Source organism: Stenotrophomonas sp. TWI1409 (genome assembly GCF_039673015.1).
Classification (GTDB): domain Bacteria; phylum Pseudomonadota; class Gammaproteobacteria; order Xanthomonadales; family Xanthomonadaceae; genus Stenotrophomonas; species Stenotrophomonas maltophilia_A.
On the sequence record NZ_JBDJKU010000008.1, the window covers coordinates 88,730 to 104,609 of the forward strand.

At 67.2% G+C, this 15,880-nt stretch carries 19 protein-coding genes; 9 read left to right on the plus strand and 10 right to left on the minus strand.

The features are described from left to right. Positions 1 to 138: 138 nt before the first annotated feature. Both ABE423_RS04785 and ABE423_RS04790 read right to left on the minus strand, forming a co-directional pair. A complete protein-coding gene (locus ABE423_RS04785; RefSeq protein ID WP_049463459.1) occupies positions 139 to 429 on the minus strand; it encodes a DUF3247 family protein in 291 nt (96 codons plus the stop codon). 43 nt (positions 430 to 472) lie between these two features. Further along, positions 473 to 2,461 carry an ATP-binding protein gene (locus tag ABE423_RS04790; RefSeq protein ID WP_049424820.1) on the minus strand — a complete coding sequence of 663 codons (1,989 nt, stop codon included), beginning with the start codon at positions 2,459 to 2,461 and terminating at the stop codon, positions 473 to 475. Between the two features lie 244 nt (positions 2,462 to 2,705). Here ABE423_RS04790 and ABE423_RS04795 point away from each other — a divergent pair, with 244 nt between their 5' ends. Then, complete coding sequence (locus tag ABE423_RS04795; protein ID WP_346485178.1) at positions 2,706 to 3,269, plus strand: DUF3016 domain-containing protein; 564 nt, start codon at positions 2,706 to 2,708, stop codon at positions 3,267 to 3,269. Between the two features lie 396 nt (positions 3,270 to 3,665). On the opposite strand, the gene alr is transcribed toward ABE423_RS04795, so the two are convergent. Both alr and ABE423_RS04805 read right to left on the minus strand, forming a co-directional pair. Further along, positions 3,666 to 4,736 (minus strand): alanine racemase, encoded by a 1,071-nt coding sequence (gene alr, locus ABE423_RS04800; RefSeq protein WP_125892444.1) that lies wholly within the window; start codon positions 4,734 to 4,736, stop codon positions 3,666 to 3,668. Next, entirely contained in the window at positions 4,715 to 6,019 is a 1,305-nt protein-coding gene (locus tag ABE423_RS04805; protein WP_032128742.1) for a D-amino acid dehydrogenase, read from the minus strand. Before ABE423_RS04805 ends, alr begins: the two co-directional genes overlap by 22 nt. Before the next feature lie 149 nt (positions 6,020 to 6,168). Here ABE423_RS04805 and ABE423_RS04810 point away from each other — a divergent pair, with 149 nt between their 5' ends. Then, positions 6,169 to 6,648 carry an Lrp/AsnC ligand binding domain-containing protein gene (locus tag ABE423_RS04810; RefSeq protein ID WP_004140558.1) on the plus strand — a complete coding sequence of 160 codons (480 nt, stop codon included), beginning with the start codon at positions 6,169 to 6,171 and terminating at the stop codon, positions 6,646 to 6,648. Between the two features lie 56 nt (positions 6,649 to 6,704). On the opposite strand, the gene ABE423_RS04815 is transcribed toward ABE423_RS04810, so the two are convergent. Together ABE423_RS04815 and ABE423_RS04820 are read right to left on the minus strand one after the other, a co-directional pair. Continuing rightward, positions 6,705 to 6,884: a hypothetical protein gene (locus tag ABE423_RS04815; RefSeq protein ID WP_004140556.1), complete on the minus strand. Its 180-nt coding sequence runs from the start codon at positions 6,882 to 6,884 to the stop codon at positions 6,705 to 6,707. A 144-nt stretch (positions 6,885 to 7,028) separates the two neighbouring features. Then, on the minus strand, positions 7,029 to 7,406 hold the full coding sequence (locus tag ABE423_RS04820) for a hypothetical protein (protein ID WP_049398340.1): 378 nt from the start codon (positions 7,404 to 7,406) through the stop codon (positions 7,029 to 7,031). Positions 7,407 to 7,546: 140 nt separating this feature from the next. Between ABE423_RS04820 and msrB the strand changes: the two genes are divergently transcribed. The 5 genes from msrB (at position 7,547) to ABE423_RS04845 (ending at position 10,817) form a co-directional block, all read left to right on the plus strand. Next, a complete protein-coding gene (msrB, locus tag ABE423_RS04825; RefSeq protein WP_005415117.1) occupies positions 7,547 to 8,014 on the plus strand; it encodes a peptide-methionine (R)-S-oxide reductase MsrB in 468 nt (155 codons plus the stop codon). A gap of 91 nt (positions 8,015 to 8,105) precedes the next feature. After that, positions 8,106 to 8,960, plus strand: a complete 855-nt coding sequence (gene motA, locus ABE423_RS04830; RefSeq protein WP_032128746.1) for a flagellar motor stator protein MotA — start codon at positions 8,106 to 8,108, stop codon at positions 8,958 to 8,960. 3 nt (positions 8,961 to 8,963) lie between these two features. Further along, positions 8,964 to 9,902 carry a flagellar motor protein MotB gene (gene motB / locus ABE423_RS04835; protein WP_180837556.1) on the plus strand — a complete coding sequence of 313 codons (939 nt, stop codon included), beginning with the start codon at positions 8,964 to 8,966 and terminating at the stop codon, positions 9,900 to 9,902. Positions 9,903 to 10,030: 128 nt separating this feature from the next. After that, positions 10,031 to 10,528 carry a hypothetical protein gene (locus tag ABE423_RS04840; protein WP_032128748.1) on the plus strand — a complete coding sequence of 166 codons (498 nt, stop codon included), beginning with the start codon at positions 10,031 to 10,033 and terminating at the stop codon, positions 10,526 to 10,528. Between the two features lie 13 nt (positions 10,529 to 10,541). Then, the gene (locus ABE423_RS04845) at positions 10,542 to 10,817 is read left to right on the plus strand and encodes a DUF4031 domain-containing protein (RefSeq protein WP_049398338.1); all 276 of its coding nucleotides are present in this window, start codon (positions 10,542 to 10,544) and stop codon (positions 10,815 to 10,817) included. Positions 10,818 to 10,855: 38 nt separating this feature from the next. On the opposite strand, the gene ABE423_RS04850 is transcribed toward ABE423_RS04845, so the two are convergent. Then, positions 10,856 to 11,398 (minus strand): hypothetical protein, encoded by a 543-nt coding sequence (locus tag ABE423_RS04850; RefSeq protein ID WP_049398337.1) that lies wholly within the window; start codon positions 11,396 to 11,398, stop codon positions 10,856 to 10,858. A gap of 90 nt (positions 11,399 to 11,488) precedes the next feature. On the opposite strand from ABE423_RS04850, the gene ABE423_RS04855 reads away from it, so the two are divergent. Continuing rightward, positions 11,489 to 11,737: a DUF3297 family protein gene (locus tag ABE423_RS04855; protein WP_012509930.1), complete on the plus strand. Its 249-nt coding sequence runs from the start codon at positions 11,489 to 11,491 to the stop codon at positions 11,735 to 11,737. 101 nt (positions 11,738 to 11,838) lie between these two features. Here the strand turns inward: ABE423_RS04855 and ABE423_RS04860 are convergent, their stop codons facing one another. The 3 genes from ABE423_RS04860 to ABE423_RS04870 form a co-directional block, all read right to left on the minus strand. Beyond that, positions 11,839 to 13,488 (minus strand): Na+/H+ antiporter, encoded by a 1,650-nt coding sequence (locus ABE423_RS04860; RefSeq protein WP_032128751.1) that lies wholly within the window; start codon positions 13,486 to 13,488, stop codon positions 11,839 to 11,841. A 117-nt stretch (positions 13,489 to 13,605) separates the two neighbouring features. Continuing rightward, positions 13,606 to 14,394, minus strand: coding sequence for a class III extradiol ring-cleavage dioxygenase (locus ABE423_RS04865; RefSeq protein WP_049424806.1), 789 nt, complete (start codon positions 14,392 to 14,394; stop codon positions 13,606 to 13,608). A 31-nt stretch (positions 14,395 to 14,425) separates the two neighbouring features. Continuing rightward, complete coding sequence (locus ABE423_RS04870; RefSeq protein WP_049424804.1) at positions 14,426 to 14,836, minus strand: DoxX family protein; 411 nt, start codon at positions 14,834 to 14,836, stop codon at positions 14,426 to 14,428. Between the two features lie 96 nt (positions 14,837 to 14,932). Here ABE423_RS04870 and ABE423_RS04875 point away from each other — a divergent pair, with 96 nt between their 5' ends. Next, entirely contained in the window at positions 14,933 to 15,814 is an 882-nt protein-coding gene (locus ABE423_RS04875) for a LysR family transcriptional regulator (RefSeq protein WP_346485184.1), read from the plus strand. The last annotated feature ends 66 nt before the right edge of the window (positions 15,815 to 15,880 follow it).

The following is a 15,880-nucleotide window of genomic DNA, read 5'->3' on the forward strand; positions in this document are numbered from 1 at the left end:
GGCTCTACTGCAACCTCTGGAAAATCCACGCTGTGCGTGGACGGCATGAGGCCTGGCCGATGACGAGGTCACGCACATCCATGCGTGGCCCTTTCCAGTAGGTCCACGCCATGCGTGGATGGGGTTGGCAGGTTGCCGTCAGACCCTGGGCGGCAACCTGCGGATGCTGGCGATCTCGTCCAGCCACACGTGGTGCTGCTGCACCGGCGTATCGTAGTCATCCAGCCGCAGCTGGCCGTTGCTGCCTTCGTCGCCGGCCTCGTTGCGGTACTGCTGCACTGTCGGTTTCACGGCGACGGTGCCGAGCAGGCGGCGACCATCGTGCAGGGTCAGTTCCACCTGCGTTTCGCCTTCCAGCTGCGGCAGCAGGGCTTCCAGGCGCGCAATCTGCGCCGGATCGGTGTGGATGCGGGGAGCTGTACGGGACATCGGCGACCTCCTGCGTACAGGGTCGCCGATCGGCCGTGAATGCTCAGTGCAGCGCGCTGTCCGCGCGTGGCACCTGCACTTTGCGTACCGCAGCCACCAGCTGCGCCACCGAGTACGGCTTGGCCACGTGTTCCTGGAAGCCCGACGCCAGCGCCCGGCGCCGGTCATCGGCACGTGCCAGCGCGGTCACGGCAACCGCCGGCAGGGTCATCGCATCCACGCCCATGTCCTCGCGCAGCGTGCGCACCAGGCCATAGCCATCCATGCCCGGCATGCCGATGTCGGTCAGCATCACGTGGTACTGCAGGTGCCCGGTATCGGCCAGCAGCGCCAGCGCTTCACCGGCCGAGCTGGCTGCCGACACGCTTGCGCCCTGCTCTTCCAGCATGCGCCGCAGGTACTCCAGCACTTCCGGCTGGTCTTCCACCGCCAGCACGTGCATGCCACGCAGCGGATACGGCTCGACGATCACCGGCTCCAGGATCGGTCCGCTGATCACTTCGCGCAGCGGCCGCCGTTCGGCATCGGGAATGTGCTGCGGCAAGCGCACGGTGAAGGTGGCGCCGTGGCCATGGCCCTCGCTGGCAGCGGTGACGGTACCGCCATGCAGTTCAACCAGCTGCTGCACGATGGCCAGGCCCAGGCCGAGGCCGCCATGGCGTCGGGTGGTGGTGCCATCGGCCTGGCGGAAGCGGCTGAACAGATGATTGAGGAATTCGGGCGCGATGCCGTCGCCGGTGTCGCGCACGGTGATCACCCAGTGGTTGCCGTCGGCCTGCAGCTGCAGATCGATGCGGCCTTCGGCCGGGGTGAACTTGATCGCATTCGACAGCAGGTTCCACAACACCTGCTGCAGGCGGGTGGCATCGCCCAGCACCAGGCTGGGCTGCTCCGGCAGCTGCAGGCTCACGTCCAGCGCCTTGCCTTCGGCGACCAGCTCCTGCGCGCCGATGGCTTCGCCCAGCAGGTCGCGCAGATCCAGTATCTCCACCTCCAGCTGCACCTTGCCCAGCAGCATGCTGCTGAGGTCGAGCATGTCCGAGATCAGCCGCTTCTGCGCACCGGCGCTGTTGGCGATCACGTTCAGACCCTTGTACAGCGGGCTGGTGTTGTCCACGCGCTGCAGCAGCAGTTCGCTCCAACCGAGGATGGTGGTCAGTGGCGTACGCAGTTCATGCGACAGCGTGGCCAGGAACTCGTCCTTCAGCCGCGCCATGTTCTCCGCGGCGCTGCGCGCGGCACGCTCGGACTGCAGCAGCTCCTCGCGGGCCAGTTCGATCTCGCGGCGTTCGGTCACGTCCGGGCTGCTGCCGGCCAGGCCGATGAAGCGGCCCATCCGCGAGAAGCGCGGACGCGCGTTCATCTCCAACCAACGCCAGTCGCCATCGGCGCGTCGGGCCCGCACCAGCGCATGCATCGACCGCTGTGCCTTCAGCGCTTCCTGCAGTTCGTACTCGAACACCGACGCATCATCCGGGTGCACCAGGCCACGCCAGACGTCTTCCGGCACGCGCGTCTCGTCGCCGCCGAAGAACTCACTGAAAGCGCTGTTGACGAAACGGGCATGGCCGCGCTCGTCGAGCACCCACACCGGCATCGGCAGACCGTCGGCCAGCGCACTGAAGCGGGCTTCGCTTTCGCCCAGCTCCACTTCCATCTGCTTGCGCGCGGTGATGTCGAAGAACAGGATGCCGACCTTGTCCTCACCCGGGCGGCCCACGCGCACCGCATCCACCGCGAACGAGCGGCCCAGCGCACGCGCTTCCATCTCGAACTGTGCCGGCCGGCCACTGCGGGCAACTTCGCCGTAGATACGGAACCAGTCTTCCTCGTGGCCCGGTTCCAGCGCCGTCATGCGCTGGCCACGCGCATCCTTCAGGCCGGTGTGGCGCTCGAAGGCGTCGTTGACCTCGATGAAACGATAGTCGACCGCACGATCGCCCTCGAACAGCACCTGGATCACGCAGAAACCGGCGTTGATGCGCTCAAGCACGCCATGATGCAGGTCGGGTTCGGGCGCCGGCACCATCATCGGTGGGCGCTCCACGAGGGGCGGCAGTGTGGACAAGGGCGTCAGTGCAGGCCGGGTTGGAGGCACAGCATCTTCCAAAGGGCGTATTCACAGCGTCAAGCGCCGTCAGTCATGGTTGACGACGATGAATTGGCGGCAACCACTCTTGCGCATGACGCAATCTGCCATTGCGGCGGCCCGGCCGCAGGATCACACTCGATCTGTGATCAACATCGTTCCCATCGCGGGGACGCAGGAGACCGTCATGAAACGCTCACTCGCGATTGCCCTGCTGGCAGGCGCCCTGGTGGCGGGCGGCGCCGACGCTGCACCGCGCACCGTGACCGATGCGGACGCGCCACGTGCGTTGCAGGCCGATGGCCCGGTCAGCGTGAAATGGGAAGACCCGGCCAAATTCACCGAGATCCGCCAGAGCACCAACCGCTTCGAGGCCGAGCGTGGCGACTGGGTACAGCAGCTGGCACGCTACCTGCAGACCACCGCCGCCAAGCCGCTGCAGCCTGGGCAGACCCTCGATGTGACCCTGGTCGACATCAAGCGCGCCGGTGACTACGAGCCGTGGCATGGCCCGCGTGGCCGCGACATCCGGATTATGCGTGACATCTACCCGCCGCGGATCAGCCTGCAGTACACGTTGAAGGACGCCAGCGGCCGTATCGTCAGCGAGGGCGATGCGCGCCTCAGCGATACCGGCTACCTGCACAACCTGGGGCTGAAGAGCGACAGTGATCCGCTGCGCTACGAGAAGCGCCTGATCGATGACTGGGTGAAGCGGCAGCTGACCAGCCAGGCCACCGCCGCACGATGATCCCGGGCGGCGCGACTCACCGGTAGGTGTCGACCTTGGTCGACACGCATTCAAAGCGCCGACCAAGGTCGGCCGCTACCAGTGCCGCGCCCGGCGACCACTGCGCGTTAGACCCATCGGTAGGCGTCGACCTTGGTCGACACGCATTCACAGCGCCGACCAAGGTCGGCCTCTACCAGAGCCGCGTGCGGCGGCCACTGCGTGTTAGACCTACCGGTAGGTGTCGACCTTGGTCGACACGCATTCAAAGCGCCGACCAAGGTCGGCCGCTACCAGAACCGCGCCCGGCGGCCACTGCGTGTTAGACCTACCGGTAGGTGTCGACCTTGGTCGACACGCATTCACAGCGCCGACCAAGGTCGGCCGCTACCAGAGCCGTGCACGGCCAGCGTTCGGTCAGTCCTGATAGACCTTCGCCACGCGCTTGACCGCGCAGGGCAGCTGGTACGCACTCACGCCGCAGCGCGGCGCCAGTTCGGACAGCGTCGGTGCACTGCCCCACAGTTCCACCACGCTGCCGATGCCGGCCTGCGCGTGCGCGGTCAGGTCCACGGTCAGCATGTCCATCGACACGCGCCCGATCAGGGCACCGGGCTGACCATCGATCAGCACCGGGGTGCCATTCGGGGCGAACTGCGGATAACCGTCGGCATAGCCGAGCGCGACCACGCCCACGCGGGTGCGTGCCTTGGCCACGAAGCGCGCGCCATAGCCCACCGGCTCACCGGCCTCGATCCAGCGTTCGGCGATCACCTTCGACTGCATCGTCATCACCGGGCGCAGGCGCTCGGTCAGTACAGTGTTGTCAGGCAGCGGATTGGCGCCGTACAGCATCAGGCCCGGGCGCACCCAGTCGCTGCGTACATCCGGCCAGCCCAGCAGCGCCGGCGAGTTGCACACACTGGTCTCGCCATCGAGGCCGTCGATGGCCCGCGCGAACGTCGCCGCCTGCTCGTGGGTGCGTTCGCTATCCAGCTCGTCGGCACGCGCCAGGTGGGTCATCAGCACGATCCGTTCGACCTGCGGCAGCGCCGACAGGCGTGCATGCGCGGCGCGGAAGCTGTCCACGTCCAGGCCGAGGCGATGCATGCCGCTGTCCAGCTTCAGCCACACCGTCAACGGACGCGGACTGTCGAAGGCAGCGACGGCTTCCAGTTGCCACGGCGAACCGACGGCGAACCAGAAATCATGCTCGGCCACCAGCGCCATGTCGCTGGGCTCGAAGATACCTTCCAGCAGCAGGATCGGCGCACGGATGCCGGCCTGGCGCAGTTCCAGCGCCTCTTCGATGGTGGCCACGCCGAAACCATCGGCCTCGCCTTCCAGTGCCTGCGCGCAGCGCACTGCGCCGTGGCCATAGGCATCGGCCTTGATGATCGCCAGGGCCTTGCCACCGCCCAGTTCACGGGCGAGCCGGTAGTTGCTGCGCAGGGCGCCCAGATCGATCAGCGCGCGGGCAGGACGCATGTGCGGTTCTCTTGTTGCGGCGCGTGACCGTACTGGCCGTAGCGGAAAATATCCAGGCCTTCGGTGCTGATCTGCGGCTGGCGCGCGCTCATCAGGTCGGCCAGGTAGCGGCCCGAGCCGCAGGCCATGGTCCAGCCCAGCGTGCCGTGGCCGGTGTTGAGGTACAGGTTGCGGAATGGCGTGGCGCCGATCACCGGCGTACCGTCCGGCGTGGCCGGGCGCAGGCCGGTCCAGAACTGCGCGCGCGACAGGTCGCCGCCCTTCGGGTAGAGATCGCTGACCACCAGCTCCAGGGTCTCGCGACGGCGCTGCGACAGCGACAGGTCGAAGCCGGCCACTTCGGCCATGCCACCGACGCGGATGCGGTCGTCGAAGCGGGTCACCGCCACCTTGTAGCTCTCATCGAGGATGGTCGAGGTCGGCGCCATCGCCGGGTCGGTGATCGGCAGGGTCAGCGAGTAGCCCTTCAGCGGATACACCGGCAGGCGCATGCCCAGCGATGCGACCAGCGCCGGCGAATAGCTGCCGAGTGCGACCACGAAGCGGTCGGCGGTTTCCAGCTTGCCATCGATGCGTACGCCGGTGATGCGATCGCCATCGAACTCCAGGCCGGTGATGTCCTGGTCGAAACGGAACTCGACACCGGCATCCACGCACATCTGCGCCAAGCGGCGGGTGAACAGCTGGCAGTCGCCGGTCTGGTCACGCGGCAGGCGCAGCGCGCCGACCAGGCCATCGACATGGGCCAGGGCCGGTTCGGCCTGGATGATGCCGGCGCGGTCCAGTACCTCGTACGGCACGCCGTACTGGGCCAGGATCTCGATGTCCTGCGCCGAGGCATCCAGCTGCTGCTGGGTGCGGAACAGCTGGGTGGTGCCCAGGTCGCGGCCTTCGAACTCGATGCCGATCTGCGCGCGCAGCTCGTTCAGGCAGTCGCGGCTGTACTCGGACATGCGCACCATGCGCGCCTTGTTGATCGCGTAGCGCTCGTGGGTGCAGTTGCGCAGCATCTGCCACAGCCAGCGGTACTGGGCCAGGTCCATGCCCGGCTTGATCGCCAGCGGCGCGTGCTTTTCGAACAGCCAACCGATGGCCTTCTTCGGCACGCCCGGGGCGGCCCACGGCGAGGTGTAGCCGAACGACAGCTGGCCGGCATTGGCGAAGCTGGTTTCCAGCGCCGGGCCGGGCTGACGGTCGATGACCGTGACTTCAAACCCGGCCTGTCGCAGGTACCAGGCACTGGTGGTGCCGATCACGCCGCTGCCGAGGACTAGGACTCGCATGGGACTTCTCCAACCCGATCATTCCCTGCACTGGAGCGTGCCGGGACCATAATTGGGGAAGTATAGACAGCCAATACCAGTTGATTTGCCTGATTTGCGATCAACCGGCAGGATGTTCTCCTGCAATTCATTCCCCAAGGTTGACGGCCATGGCCACACGTACCCGTGAACTGGACAAGATAGACCGCAAGATCCTGCGCATCCTGCAGGCCGAGGGCCGTATCTCCTTCACCGAACTGGGTGAACGGGTCGGGCTGTCGACCACCCCGTGCACCGAACGGGTGCGCCGCCTAGAACGCGAAGCAGTGATCACCGGTTATCACGCTCACCTGGACCCGGCGGCGGTAAAGGCCAGCCTGCTGGTCTTCGTGGAAATCAGCCTGGCCTACAAGTCCGGCGACATCTTCGAGGAGTTCCGGCGCGCGGCGCTGAAGCTGCCCAACGTGCTGGAGTGCCATCTGGTCTCGGGCGACTTCGATTACCTGCTGAAGGCGCGGATCAGCGAGATGGCGTCCTACCGCAAGCTGCTCGGCAGCACGCTGCTGACACTGCCGCACGTACGTGAGTCGAAGAGCTACATCGTGATGGAAGAGGTGAAGGAGACGCTGAGCCTGCCGATTCCGGATTGAGTCCGGAACGGTAGTGGGGCCAGATCCCGTGCAGCGGGCTCTGACCCCCGGGTCCGTCAGCGCTGCTGCGGATGCTTCTGCGAGCGCTGTTCCTGCTGCTTGCCGCCCTTGTGCGGCTGCTGCGGGTCCATCTGTTGCTGTTGCTGCTGTTGCTGCGGGTTGCGGCCCTGCGGTTCCTTGCCGGGATGACGGTTCTGCTGGTTTTTCATGATCGCGATCCAGTGGACGAAGGACATGCGGCGGCGGAATGCCGGCGCACGGTCACGTTGGTCCCGGAACGGTTAATCGCAGGCGAAAAAGCAGTGATCTGCAGCGGGTTGTTTTCGTGCGTTCAGGCCGGACAGCGTGCGGTAGCTGCCAACCTCGTTTGGCACCCGAGATCAGCGCTTGATCTGCTGGCCATCGCCGGCCGGCACGCTGTCGTAATAGCGGCCGGTACGCGAATCGAACACGCGGTTCGGACCGGCCGGGCGTACCCCGGGGACGATGCGGCCATTGCGGTCGTACACCTTGTCGGCCGGCTTCGGCGCCGGGGTGGGCGCGATCTGGGCGGGGCCGGTGGACCTGATCGGCTGCGCCGGCTGCGGCGACGGCAGGACCTGCGGCTGCGGGCGAGCGGCCTGCGGCGGCGGCATCACCGGCTGCGGTGCCACGGTGGTGGCACTGCGGGTGGCGGTCGGGCTCGACGACGTCGGTACCTGGGCCTGCGCGACCAGGGGCAACAGGGCCATCAACAGCAGGGAAAGGGTCGGTTTCATGTCACGCTCCGGCGTGGATCACATTCACCTTGCGCCTGCACCTGTGTGCCGGCCATGAACGGCCATCACACTTGCAAGCGCGCGCCGGCACCCCCACGTTTTCCGCCATCCCCAGGCCATCAACCCCACGGAGCGCCGCCATGACTGCCTTCGACCTGACGCCCCCCACCGCCACCCAGACCGAGGCGCTGATCGCCGGCCTCAGCAGTGAAGAGCGCCGCGTGCTGCTGCAGCACGGTACCGAGGCGCCGTTCTGCGGCGTGTTCCTCGACAACAAGCGCGAGGGCGTCTACTGCTGCCGGCTGTGCGCGCTGCCGCTGTTCCGCTCCAGCACCAAGTTCGATTCCGGCACCGGTTGGCCGAGCTTCTTCGCCCCGTTCGACCCGGCACACGTGCGCGAAATCCGCGATACCAGCCACGGCATGGTCCGCACCGAGATCACCTGTGCGCGCTGTGGCAGCCATCTGGGCCACGTATTCCCGGACGGCCCGCCGCCCACCTACGAGCGCCACTGCCTGAACTCCGTCTCACTTTCGTTCACCGGCAATGGCGAGCCCTGGCCCGACCCGTTGCAGCGTGGCGGCGCCGAAAGCGGCGTGGCGGGCTGAAACACCCCGCTGACCGATTTCACAGAATTCCCTCTTCAGAAAACCGGGCGACGGGCCGACAAGGAGATATCCCCTCTCCTTGCGTCGCCCCATGCTCATCATCGTTGGATTCCTGGTCGTCATCGTCAGCGTGATCGGGGGCTATCTCGGTGCCCACGGCCGCCTGGGTGCCCTCTGGCAGCCCTACGAGCTGGTCATCATCGGTGGCGCCGCGCTCGGCGCCTTCCTGGTCGGCACCCCGGCCAAGACGGTCAAGCAGACCCTGCAGGCCATGGTCGGCGTGTTCAAGGGCCCGCGCTACAAGCAGCAGGACTACATCGATGTGCTCAGCCTGCTCTACGAACTGCTCAACAAGGCCCGCCGCGAAGGCTTCATGGCGCTGGAAGACCACGTCGAGCGCCCGGCCGAAAGCGCGCTGTTCGGCAACTACCCCAAGGTGCAGGCCGACCACCACCTGATCGACTTCATCACCGACTGCCTGCGCCTGATGATCGGCAGCAACATCGAGCCACACGAGCTGGAGCCGCTGCTGGAACTGGAGCTGGAAAAGCACCACGCCGAGGCCATGGCGCCGTCGCAGGTGCTGACCAAGGTCGCCGACGGACTGCCCGGTTTCGGCATCGTCGCGGCGGTGCTCGGCATCGTCATCACCATGGGTTCGATCGGCGGGGATATCGTCGAGGTCGGCGGCCATGTGGCCGGCGCGCTGGTCGGTACCTTCCTGGGCATCCTGCTGGGCTATGGCTTCGTCGGCCCGATGGCAGCCGCCATGGAAGCGCGCGCCGAGCAGGACAGCCGCATCTACGAATCGGTGAAGACCGCGCTGCTGGCCTGTCTGCGTGGCTACAACCCGAAGATCGCGCTGGAATTCGCCCGCAAGACGCTGCCGTCGAACGTGCGCCCGGCCTTCTCCGATTTCGAGCAGCACCTGAAGACGGTCAAGTAAGCCATGGCCGAGACCAAGCCCACCGTCATCGTCCGCCGGGTCAAGAAGGCCGGCCACGCCGCCCATCATGGCGGTTCGTGGAAGGTGGCCTATGCCGACTTCGTGACCGCGATGATGGCGTTCTTCCTGGTGCTGTGGCTGATGGCCACCACCAACAAGAACGACCGCGCGGCCATTTCCGAGTACTTCCGCAACCCCAGCCCGCTGAGCGGGCAGAACACCACGCCGGCGCCCGGCATGGCCGGCCCGGGTGGCGCCAGCACCTCGATGATCAAGCTCGGTGGCGCCACCGACATCTCGCGGGGCAGCAGCAACGATCCCTTCCAGAACCAGAAGGAAGCGGTGCCGCAGCCGGTGGACCAGCAGCAGCGCGACAAGCAGCAGCTGGAAGCGCTGATGAAGGAACTGCAGGAGGCGATCAGCAAGAGCCAGGCGCTGGAGCCGTTCAAGGACCAGCTGCTGCTGGACCTGACCCCGGAAGGCCTGCGCATCCAGATCGTGGACAAGCAGAACCGGCCGATGTTCGACCTCGGCAGCGCCACGCTGAAGCCGTACACGCAGCAGATCCTGCACGAGCTGGCCAATTACCTGAACCACGTGCCGAACCGGATAAGCCTGACCGGCCACACCGACATCACCGCCTATTCGGCCGCGCGCGGCTACGGCAACTGGGAACTAAGCGCCGATCGTGCCAACGCCGCACGGCGCGCACTGGTGGACGGCGGCCTGGAGGACAGCAAGATCACCCGCGTGGTCGGCCTGTCTTCGTCGGTGCTGTTCGACAAGGCCGACCCGCAGAACCCGATCAACCGCCGCATCAGCATCGTGGTGATGACCCAGGCCGCCGAAGCAGCCGCCCTGGCCGGTGCCGGCCCGCAGGTGGGGCTGTCGGCCCCCGCCGCCGACCCGGACGTGCAGGCCGCGCAGGGGCCGGCAAAGTAAACGGTAGGTGCGGACCTTGGTCCGCACATCCGGGAAAAGCGTGCGGACCAAGGTCCGCACCCATCAGGGGCATGACCCGGCGCACCCGCTACAATGGCGGTCTTTCCGTTTCCAGGTGACTCCACCCCATGTCCCAGAACTCCAAGGCCAAGCGCGACAAGCGCAAGAAGCAGCAGGCCAAGCGCCCGTTCCTCCGCCTGAACGCGCAGCAGCAGGTGCAGAACCATGCCGTGCTGACCAACGAAGACGGCCAGGTGGTCGCGGCCATCGGCCTGCAGGGCCGTGAGTGGCTGCTGGCCATCGGCGGCCAGACCATGGGCAATGCCGAGAACCCGGTACCGATGCTGGCCATGCTCAAGCACCTGGCCAACGTGCAGGAGAAGGAAGGCCGCAAGGTCAACCTGGAGTACTCCGAACTGCTGCAGAAGCTGCTGGACACCCTGGCCGCCGAATCCGAGCAGACCGCTGACGAGTACCTGGACAAGCTGGTCGCCGAGTTCGAAGGCGTCGACGCTGCTGAGGGCGAGGAAGGCGAAGCCGCCGAGGGCGACGTGGCCGAAGAAGCCGCTGCCGAGGCCGCTCCGGCCGCTCCGGCCGCTGACAGCGACAGCAAGCCGCAGGCCTGAACCGGCCGCGGCGGTGACGGTCTACGTCGATGACGCGGTGCATCCCTGGCGCGGACAGCGCTGGGCGCACCTGATGGCCGACACCCTGGCCGAGCTGCACGCGATGGCGGCGCAGCTCGGCATTCCCCCGCGGGCCTTCCAGAACAAGGCCAGCGGCGCCCACTACGACGTCACCGCCGAGCTGCGTACGCAGGCGATCGCGCTCGGCGCGCAGGCGATCTCAAGGCACACCGACCGCGCGCTGGTCAAAGCGGTGATCGCCAACGCCAGGGCGCAGTACCGGCCGTAGATGGGAGCGCCGGACATGGCCCGGCGCTACCATCAATCTCAGAACGGGTCGCTGCCCAGCCGGATTTCCACGTTCAGCAGCGAGCACAGCGCCAGCATCGCGTCGTCGTCGCGGGTCAGCGCCATCACGCCGGTGAAGCCGTCGCTGCCGGCATCCACGCTCCACAGCGTGTAATTGTGCTCGCGCAGGCGGTCGAAGGCGGTGGACATCAGCTGCACGCCGTCCAGGTCTTCAGCGAAGTCCTCGTCATCCAGGTCGCCGCCCCAGTCCAGCTGCAGGTTGAAGCGCGCCGACAGCTCGTTCACCGCCGACTGCAGCGATTCCAGGTCATCTCGTTCCACCTCGAAACCGGACTGCCAGGCAATGGCCGTGAACAGCGCCGGCAGCCAGTCGCTGTCCGCTTCCAGCGGCTGCCCGTCCTCGGACAGGTGCTCGCGCCAGCGGTTGAACTGCTGCAGGGCCAGCTCTTCGTCGCCCGGGTTGATCAGCACCAGCAGGTTCCAGACCCGCGCCTCGAAGCCGTCTTCGTCGAAGTCGTGGATGTCTTCCTCGAAGTCGAAATAGTCGCTGTTGTCGGGCATGGCGGAACTTCCTCTGGGGCAGGCCGGCATTCTACGGTTTATCCTGTGCCGCTGAAGCCGGCCTTGGTGGCCGTCACTGTGAATGAAGCGATGAGCGATACCCCTCCCGACCACCTGGCGATCAACCCGGCCAGCCCCTTCCATGATGCGCAGGCGCTGGAGCGCGGCGTTGGCGTGCGTTTCAACGACGTCGAGCGCGACAACGTCGAGGAATACTCGGTCAGCGAAGGCTGGATCCGCGTGCAGGCCGGCAAGGCCCGCGACCGCCGCGGCAACCCGATGACGATCAAGGTCAAGGGCAAGGTCGAGGCGTATTTCCTGGAAACGAAGCCGGAATAACCGGCTTGTGTAGAGTCGAGCCATGCTCGACTGCTTTCCGTTCCGGGTTCATGACGCCTGGGGCAAGAGCAGTCGAGCATGGCTCGACTCTACATTCGGCGTCATTCGCGCTTGCGCGATTCCAGCAGGTCCAGGTTGCGGATCAGGCGTCGCGAGATCTCATCGGAGATCACCCCGCGCCGGGTCAGCCGGAACAGCTCCTCGCGCTCGGCATTGAGGCCGGCGCTGCGCAGCTGGCGGTAACCCAGTTCCATGCGCCGCACCTTCTCCGGGTCCACGTCGGGCCCGTCGCTGTCCTTCTCCAGGTGGCGCTGGTACAGCAGGCTGACCCGCGAGGCGGCATCGTTGTACAGCTGCACGTTCTCGGTGTTCTGGTTCATCACCATCTGCTGGCGCATGCGCTCGACCCCGGCCAGTGCGGCCTTCGACGACAGCCGGCGCGCCAGATCCTCTTCCTTGCGCTCACCCGAATCGGACGGCAGCTGCAGGCCTTTCAACAGCCGCGGCAGTGCGATGCTGGCGCCCAGCAGCGAGAACAGGATCACCGACGCGGCCAGGAAGATCACCAGGTCACGCGCCGGGAATGCACTGCCGTCGGGCAGGAACAGCGGCAGGGTCAACACGCCGGCCAGGGTGATCGCACCGCGCACGCCGGCCACCGAGGTCGCCACCACGATGCGCCAGTTCGGCGCCTCGCCCCGCTCCAGGCCGCGACGGCGCGCGCGCAGCAGGTTCCAGCGCAGCGACAGCCACACCCACAGCAGGCGCAGCACGACCAGTGCCAGATTGATCACCACCACATACACCAGCAGCCACCACGCACTCTGGTGGCCGGTCTCGTTCATGGTGGTGGTGGCGCGTTCGACGATGCCCGGCAGCTGCTCGCCCAGCAGCACGAACATGATGCCGTTGAAGCTGAACTGCAGCATGTTCCAGACCCCGGCGCGCTGCACGCGCATGCTGCCGGAGACGCGTCCGGTCAGCTCGACATAGCTCATCGCGATACCGGCGGCGACCGCGGCGAGGATGCCCGAGGCATGGATCTCTTCGGCCAGCAGGTAGGCCGCGAACGGAATGAGCAGGTTGACCAGCATCGCCGCGCCCGGCTCTTCGCCGAAGCGGCGCCACAGCCAGCGCTGGAAGGTGGACACACCCAGCGTCACTGCCACGCCCACAGCAAGGCCGGCCACCGCCACCCATACGAAGGTCAGCGAGGCCGTGGCCAGCGAGAAGGTGCCGGTCATCACTGCCGCCACCGCGAAGCGGAAGCAGACCAGGCCCGAGGCATCGTTCAGCAGCGACTCGCCCTCAAGGATGTGCATCAGGCGCTTGGGAATCGGCGCCTTGGAAGCGATGGCCCCGACCGCCACCGGGTCGGTCGGCGACACGATGGCCGCCAGCGCGAAGCACACCGCCAGCGGCATCACCGGAATCAGCCAGTGGATGAGGAAGCCAGCGCCGATGACGGTGAACACCACCAGGCCGAACGCCAGCTCGAGGATCGCGCCCTTGTCGCGGAACAGCCCCTGCTTGGGAATACGCCAGCCATCCAGGAACAGCAGCGGCGGCAGGAACAGCAGGAAGAACACCTCCGGCTCCAGCGCGTGGCCGCGGTTGAACACGCCGGCGATGACCGCACCCAGGCCGATCTGCACCAGCGGCAGCGGCAACGAGAACGGCAGGACACGAACCAGGTAGCCGCTGGCGACAACGGCCACCAGCATCGCCAGGACGACTTCAATGGTATGCATGCTTCTTCCAGGAAGCGGCGCGCGGGGAGGCTCGCAAGCCAGCGCCGGAAACCCGGAAAAAACTACCACATGCGGCCATGACCGCGACGGCCGGGGCCGCCGCGCGTCAGCCCCGGCTCATGCCCCGTCGAAGCGGTACAGATCCATGGCGAGGAAGCCGGCATCGATACCGGCGTCGATGCGGCGTGCACCGAAGCCGCCCTCGCCGGCCGCGCCCATCGCGAAGAACAGCGGCAGCAGGTGCTCGTCGGTCGGGTGCGCACGTTCGGCGAACGGCGCCTGCCGGCGGTAATCGAGCAGGGCCTGGCGGTCGTCGGCGGCCAGGCGCTGCTCCACCCACTCGATGAAGGGCCGCACGTACGGCGCTTCCTTGCCGTCCTGGTAGTCGCCCCAGTCGTGCAGGTTGTGGGTGATGCTGCCCGAGCCGACCAGCAGCACGCCCTGCTCGCGCAGCGGCGCCAGCGCGCGGCCCAGCGCGAACTGGTGCTCGGGGCCGAGCATCGGCTGGATCGACACCGGCACCACCGGGATGTCGGCCTGCGGGCGCAGCAGCCGCAGCGGCACCCAGGCACCGTGGTCGAGGCCACGCTGCGGGTCGAGTGCCACCGGCAGGCCAGCGGCGGCGATGCGGCCGGCCACCTCTTCGGCCAGCGCCGGATCGCCCGGCGCCGGGTACTGCAGTTCAAACAGCGCGCGCGGGAAGCCGCCGAAGTCATGGATGGTCGGTGGCTGCGGATGCGCGCCGACCAGCGGCTGCCGGCCCAGCCAGTGCGCCGAGGCCATCACGATGGCGCGCGGCGTCGGCAGGTCGCGCGCCAGCTCGGCCAGGCGCACGCCAACCTGGCCCGGATGCAGGGCGGTCATCGGCGAACCATGCGAGATGTACAGCGAAGGCAGGCGGGACATGGAATTCTCCAGTTGCAGGGTCAGGCGGCGATCAGCGCGAACGCAGGGTCCACTTGCCATCGCCGACCAGGAACAGCACTACCAGCGCCAGTGCCCAGAACGCCGGGTATTCCCAGCCGCCGCCGGCATTGGCGAAACCGAAGCCGTTGGCGCCGTGCACGGTGACGATGGTGCCCAGCAGCAGCGGCACACCGACAAGGCCCACCCAGCGTGCGTAGATGCCCAGCAGGAGCGCGACGGTGATCACCAGCTCGACGCCGATGGTGAGGTAGCCGAGCACGCCGGGCAGGCCCAGCGACTCGAAGAACGCCGCCGTGCCGGCCGGGGTGAATACCAGCAGCTTGATCAGCGCATGGACCAGGAACAGCACGCCCAGGGCCAGGCGCAGCAGGGTGGCGCCGTACGGGGCCAGCGGCGAAACAGGAGCGGTCGTGGTGTGCATGGGGAAACACCTTGAAGGGAGTGGGCACAGGTTATTGCGCCTTCGTGGACCAATAAATACGATGAATTGACCGTATTTATTTCAAAAGGCGCAACAATGGACACCCTCGAGGCGATGCGCGTGTTCGTGGCGGTGGTCGAGCGCAACGGCTTCAGTGCCGCCGCCCAGGCCCTGGATATGTCCACTGCCGGCGTCACCCGCCAGGTCGCCGCGCTGGAAAAGCGCCTGTCCACCCGCCTGCTCCACCGCACCACGCGCCGGGTCAGCCCGACCAGTGCCGGTGCCGCCTACTACGCCCAGTGCGTGCGCCTGCTGGCCGAGTTCGACGCGCTGGAGGCCAGCATCGGCGCGCAGGCGCTGGAGCCCTCCGGCACGCTGCGCATCAACGCACCGGTCAGCTGGGGCATCGCCCGCCTCGGCCCGCTGCTGGCCAGCTACCGCGAACGCTTCCCGCAGGTGGAACTGGACCTGGCCCTGTCCGACCGGCTGGTGGACATGGTCGAGGAAGGCTACGACGTCGCCATCCGCATCACCCGCGAGCCGGGGCCGACGTTGATCGCGCGACGTCTGGGCGAATCGCGGGTGAGCCTGTGCGCCGCGCCGTCCTACCTGGCCGCACGCGGCACCCCACAGACGCCGCAGGACCTGCAGGCACACGCGTGCCTGAGCTACAGCTACTGGGCCGCCGGCAACAACTGGCCGCTGCAGGGGCCCGGCGGCGAAGTGAAGGTGGCGGTGAGCAGCCTGCTGCACGCCAACAACGGCGACGTGCTGCGCGAAGCAGCAATCGCCGGCATGGGCGTGATCCTGCAACCGGATTTCCTGCTGGAAGACGCACTGGCCGATGGCCGCCTGGTGCGCGTTCTGCCCGAGTGGGAGGCCTCGCCGATCGGCATCTTCGCGGTCTATACCAGCCGCAGCCACCTGGCACCGAAGGTACGCAGTTTCATCGACCATCTGGTGGAGGCCGGGGTGTAGCCGAATCTGGCGTTTGCCGGTAGTGCCGGCCGCTGGCCGGCAATCAGACACATCCCGGTCCTGGGC

What these genes read in the sequence shown, in the direction of transcription:
- motB (WP_180837556.1), top strand. Translation starts at nt 8,964, where the DNA reads ATGGCCGAGACCAAGCCCACCGTCATCGTCCGCCGGGTCAAGAAGGCC.
- ABE423_RS04805 (WP_032128742.1), bottom strand. Translation starts at nt 6,019, where the DNA reads ATGCGAGTCCTAGTCCTCGGCAGCGGCGTGATCGGCACCACCAGTGCC.
- alr (WP_125892444.1), bottom strand. Translation starts at nt 4,736, where the DNA reads ATGCGTCCTGCCCGCGCGCTGATCGATCTGGGCGCCCTGCGCAGCAAC.
- ABE423_RS04815 (WP_004140556.1), bottom strand. Translation starts at nt 6,884, where the DNA reads ATGTCCTTCGTCCACTGGATCGCGATCATGAAAAACCAGCAGAACCGT.
- ABE423_RS04865 (WP_049424806.1), bottom strand. Translation starts at nt 14,394, where the DNA reads ATGTCCCGCCTGCCTTCGCTGTACATCTCGCATGGTTCGCCGATGACC.
- ABE423_RS04785 (WP_049463459.1), bottom strand. Translation starts at nt 429, where the DNA reads ATGTCCCGTACAGCTCCCCGCATCCACACCGATCCGGCGCAGATTGCG.
- ABE423_RS04790 (WP_049424820.1), bottom strand. Translation starts at nt 2,461, where the DNA reads ATGATGGTGCCGGCGCCCGAACCCGACCTGCATCATGGCGTGCTTGAG.
- ABE423_RS04840 (WP_032128748.1), top strand. Translation starts at nt 10,031, where the DNA reads ATGTCCCAGAACTCCAAGGCCAAGCGCGACAAGCGCAAGAAGCAGCAG.
- ABE423_RS04850 (WP_049398337.1), bottom strand. Translation starts at nt 11,398, where the DNA reads ATGCCCGACAACAGCGACTATTTCGACTTCGAGGAAGACATCCACGAC.
- msrB (WP_005415117.1), top strand. Translation starts at nt 7,547, where the DNA reads ATGACTGCCTTCGACCTGACGCCCCCCACCGCCACCCAGACCGAGGCG.
- motA (WP_032128746.1), top strand. Translation starts at nt 8,106, where the DNA reads ATGCTCATCATCGTTGGATTCCTGGTCGTCATCGTCAGCGTGATCGGG.
- ABE423_RS04795 (WP_346485178.1), top strand. Translation starts at nt 2,706, where the DNA reads ATGAAACGCTCACTCGCGATTGCCCTGCTGGCAGGCGCCCTGGTGGCG.
- ABE423_RS04810 (WP_004140558.1), top strand. Translation starts at nt 6,169, where the DNA reads ATGGCCACACGTACCCGTGAACTGGACAAGATAGACCGCAAGATCCTG.
- ABE423_RS04860 (WP_032128751.1), bottom strand. Translation starts at nt 13,488, where the DNA reads ATGCATACCATTGAAGTCGTCCTGGCGATGCTGGTGGCCGTTGTCGCC.
- ABE423_RS04820 (WP_049398340.1), bottom strand. Translation starts at nt 7,406, where the DNA reads ATGAAACCGACCCTTTCCCTGCTGTTGATGGCCCTGTTGCCCCTGGTC.
- ABE423_RS04855 (WP_012509930.1), top strand. Translation starts at nt 11,489, where the DNA reads ATGAGCGATACCCCTCCCGACCACCTGGCGATCAACCCGGCCAGCCCC.
- ABE423_RS04875 (WP_346485184.1), top strand. Translation starts at nt 14,933, where the DNA reads ATGGACACCCTCGAGGCGATGCGCGTGTTCGTGGCGGTGGTCGAGCGC.
- ABE423_RS04870 (WP_049424804.1), bottom strand. Translation starts at nt 14,836, where the DNA reads ATGCACACCACGACCGCTCCTGTTTCGCCGCTGGCCCCGTACGGCGCC.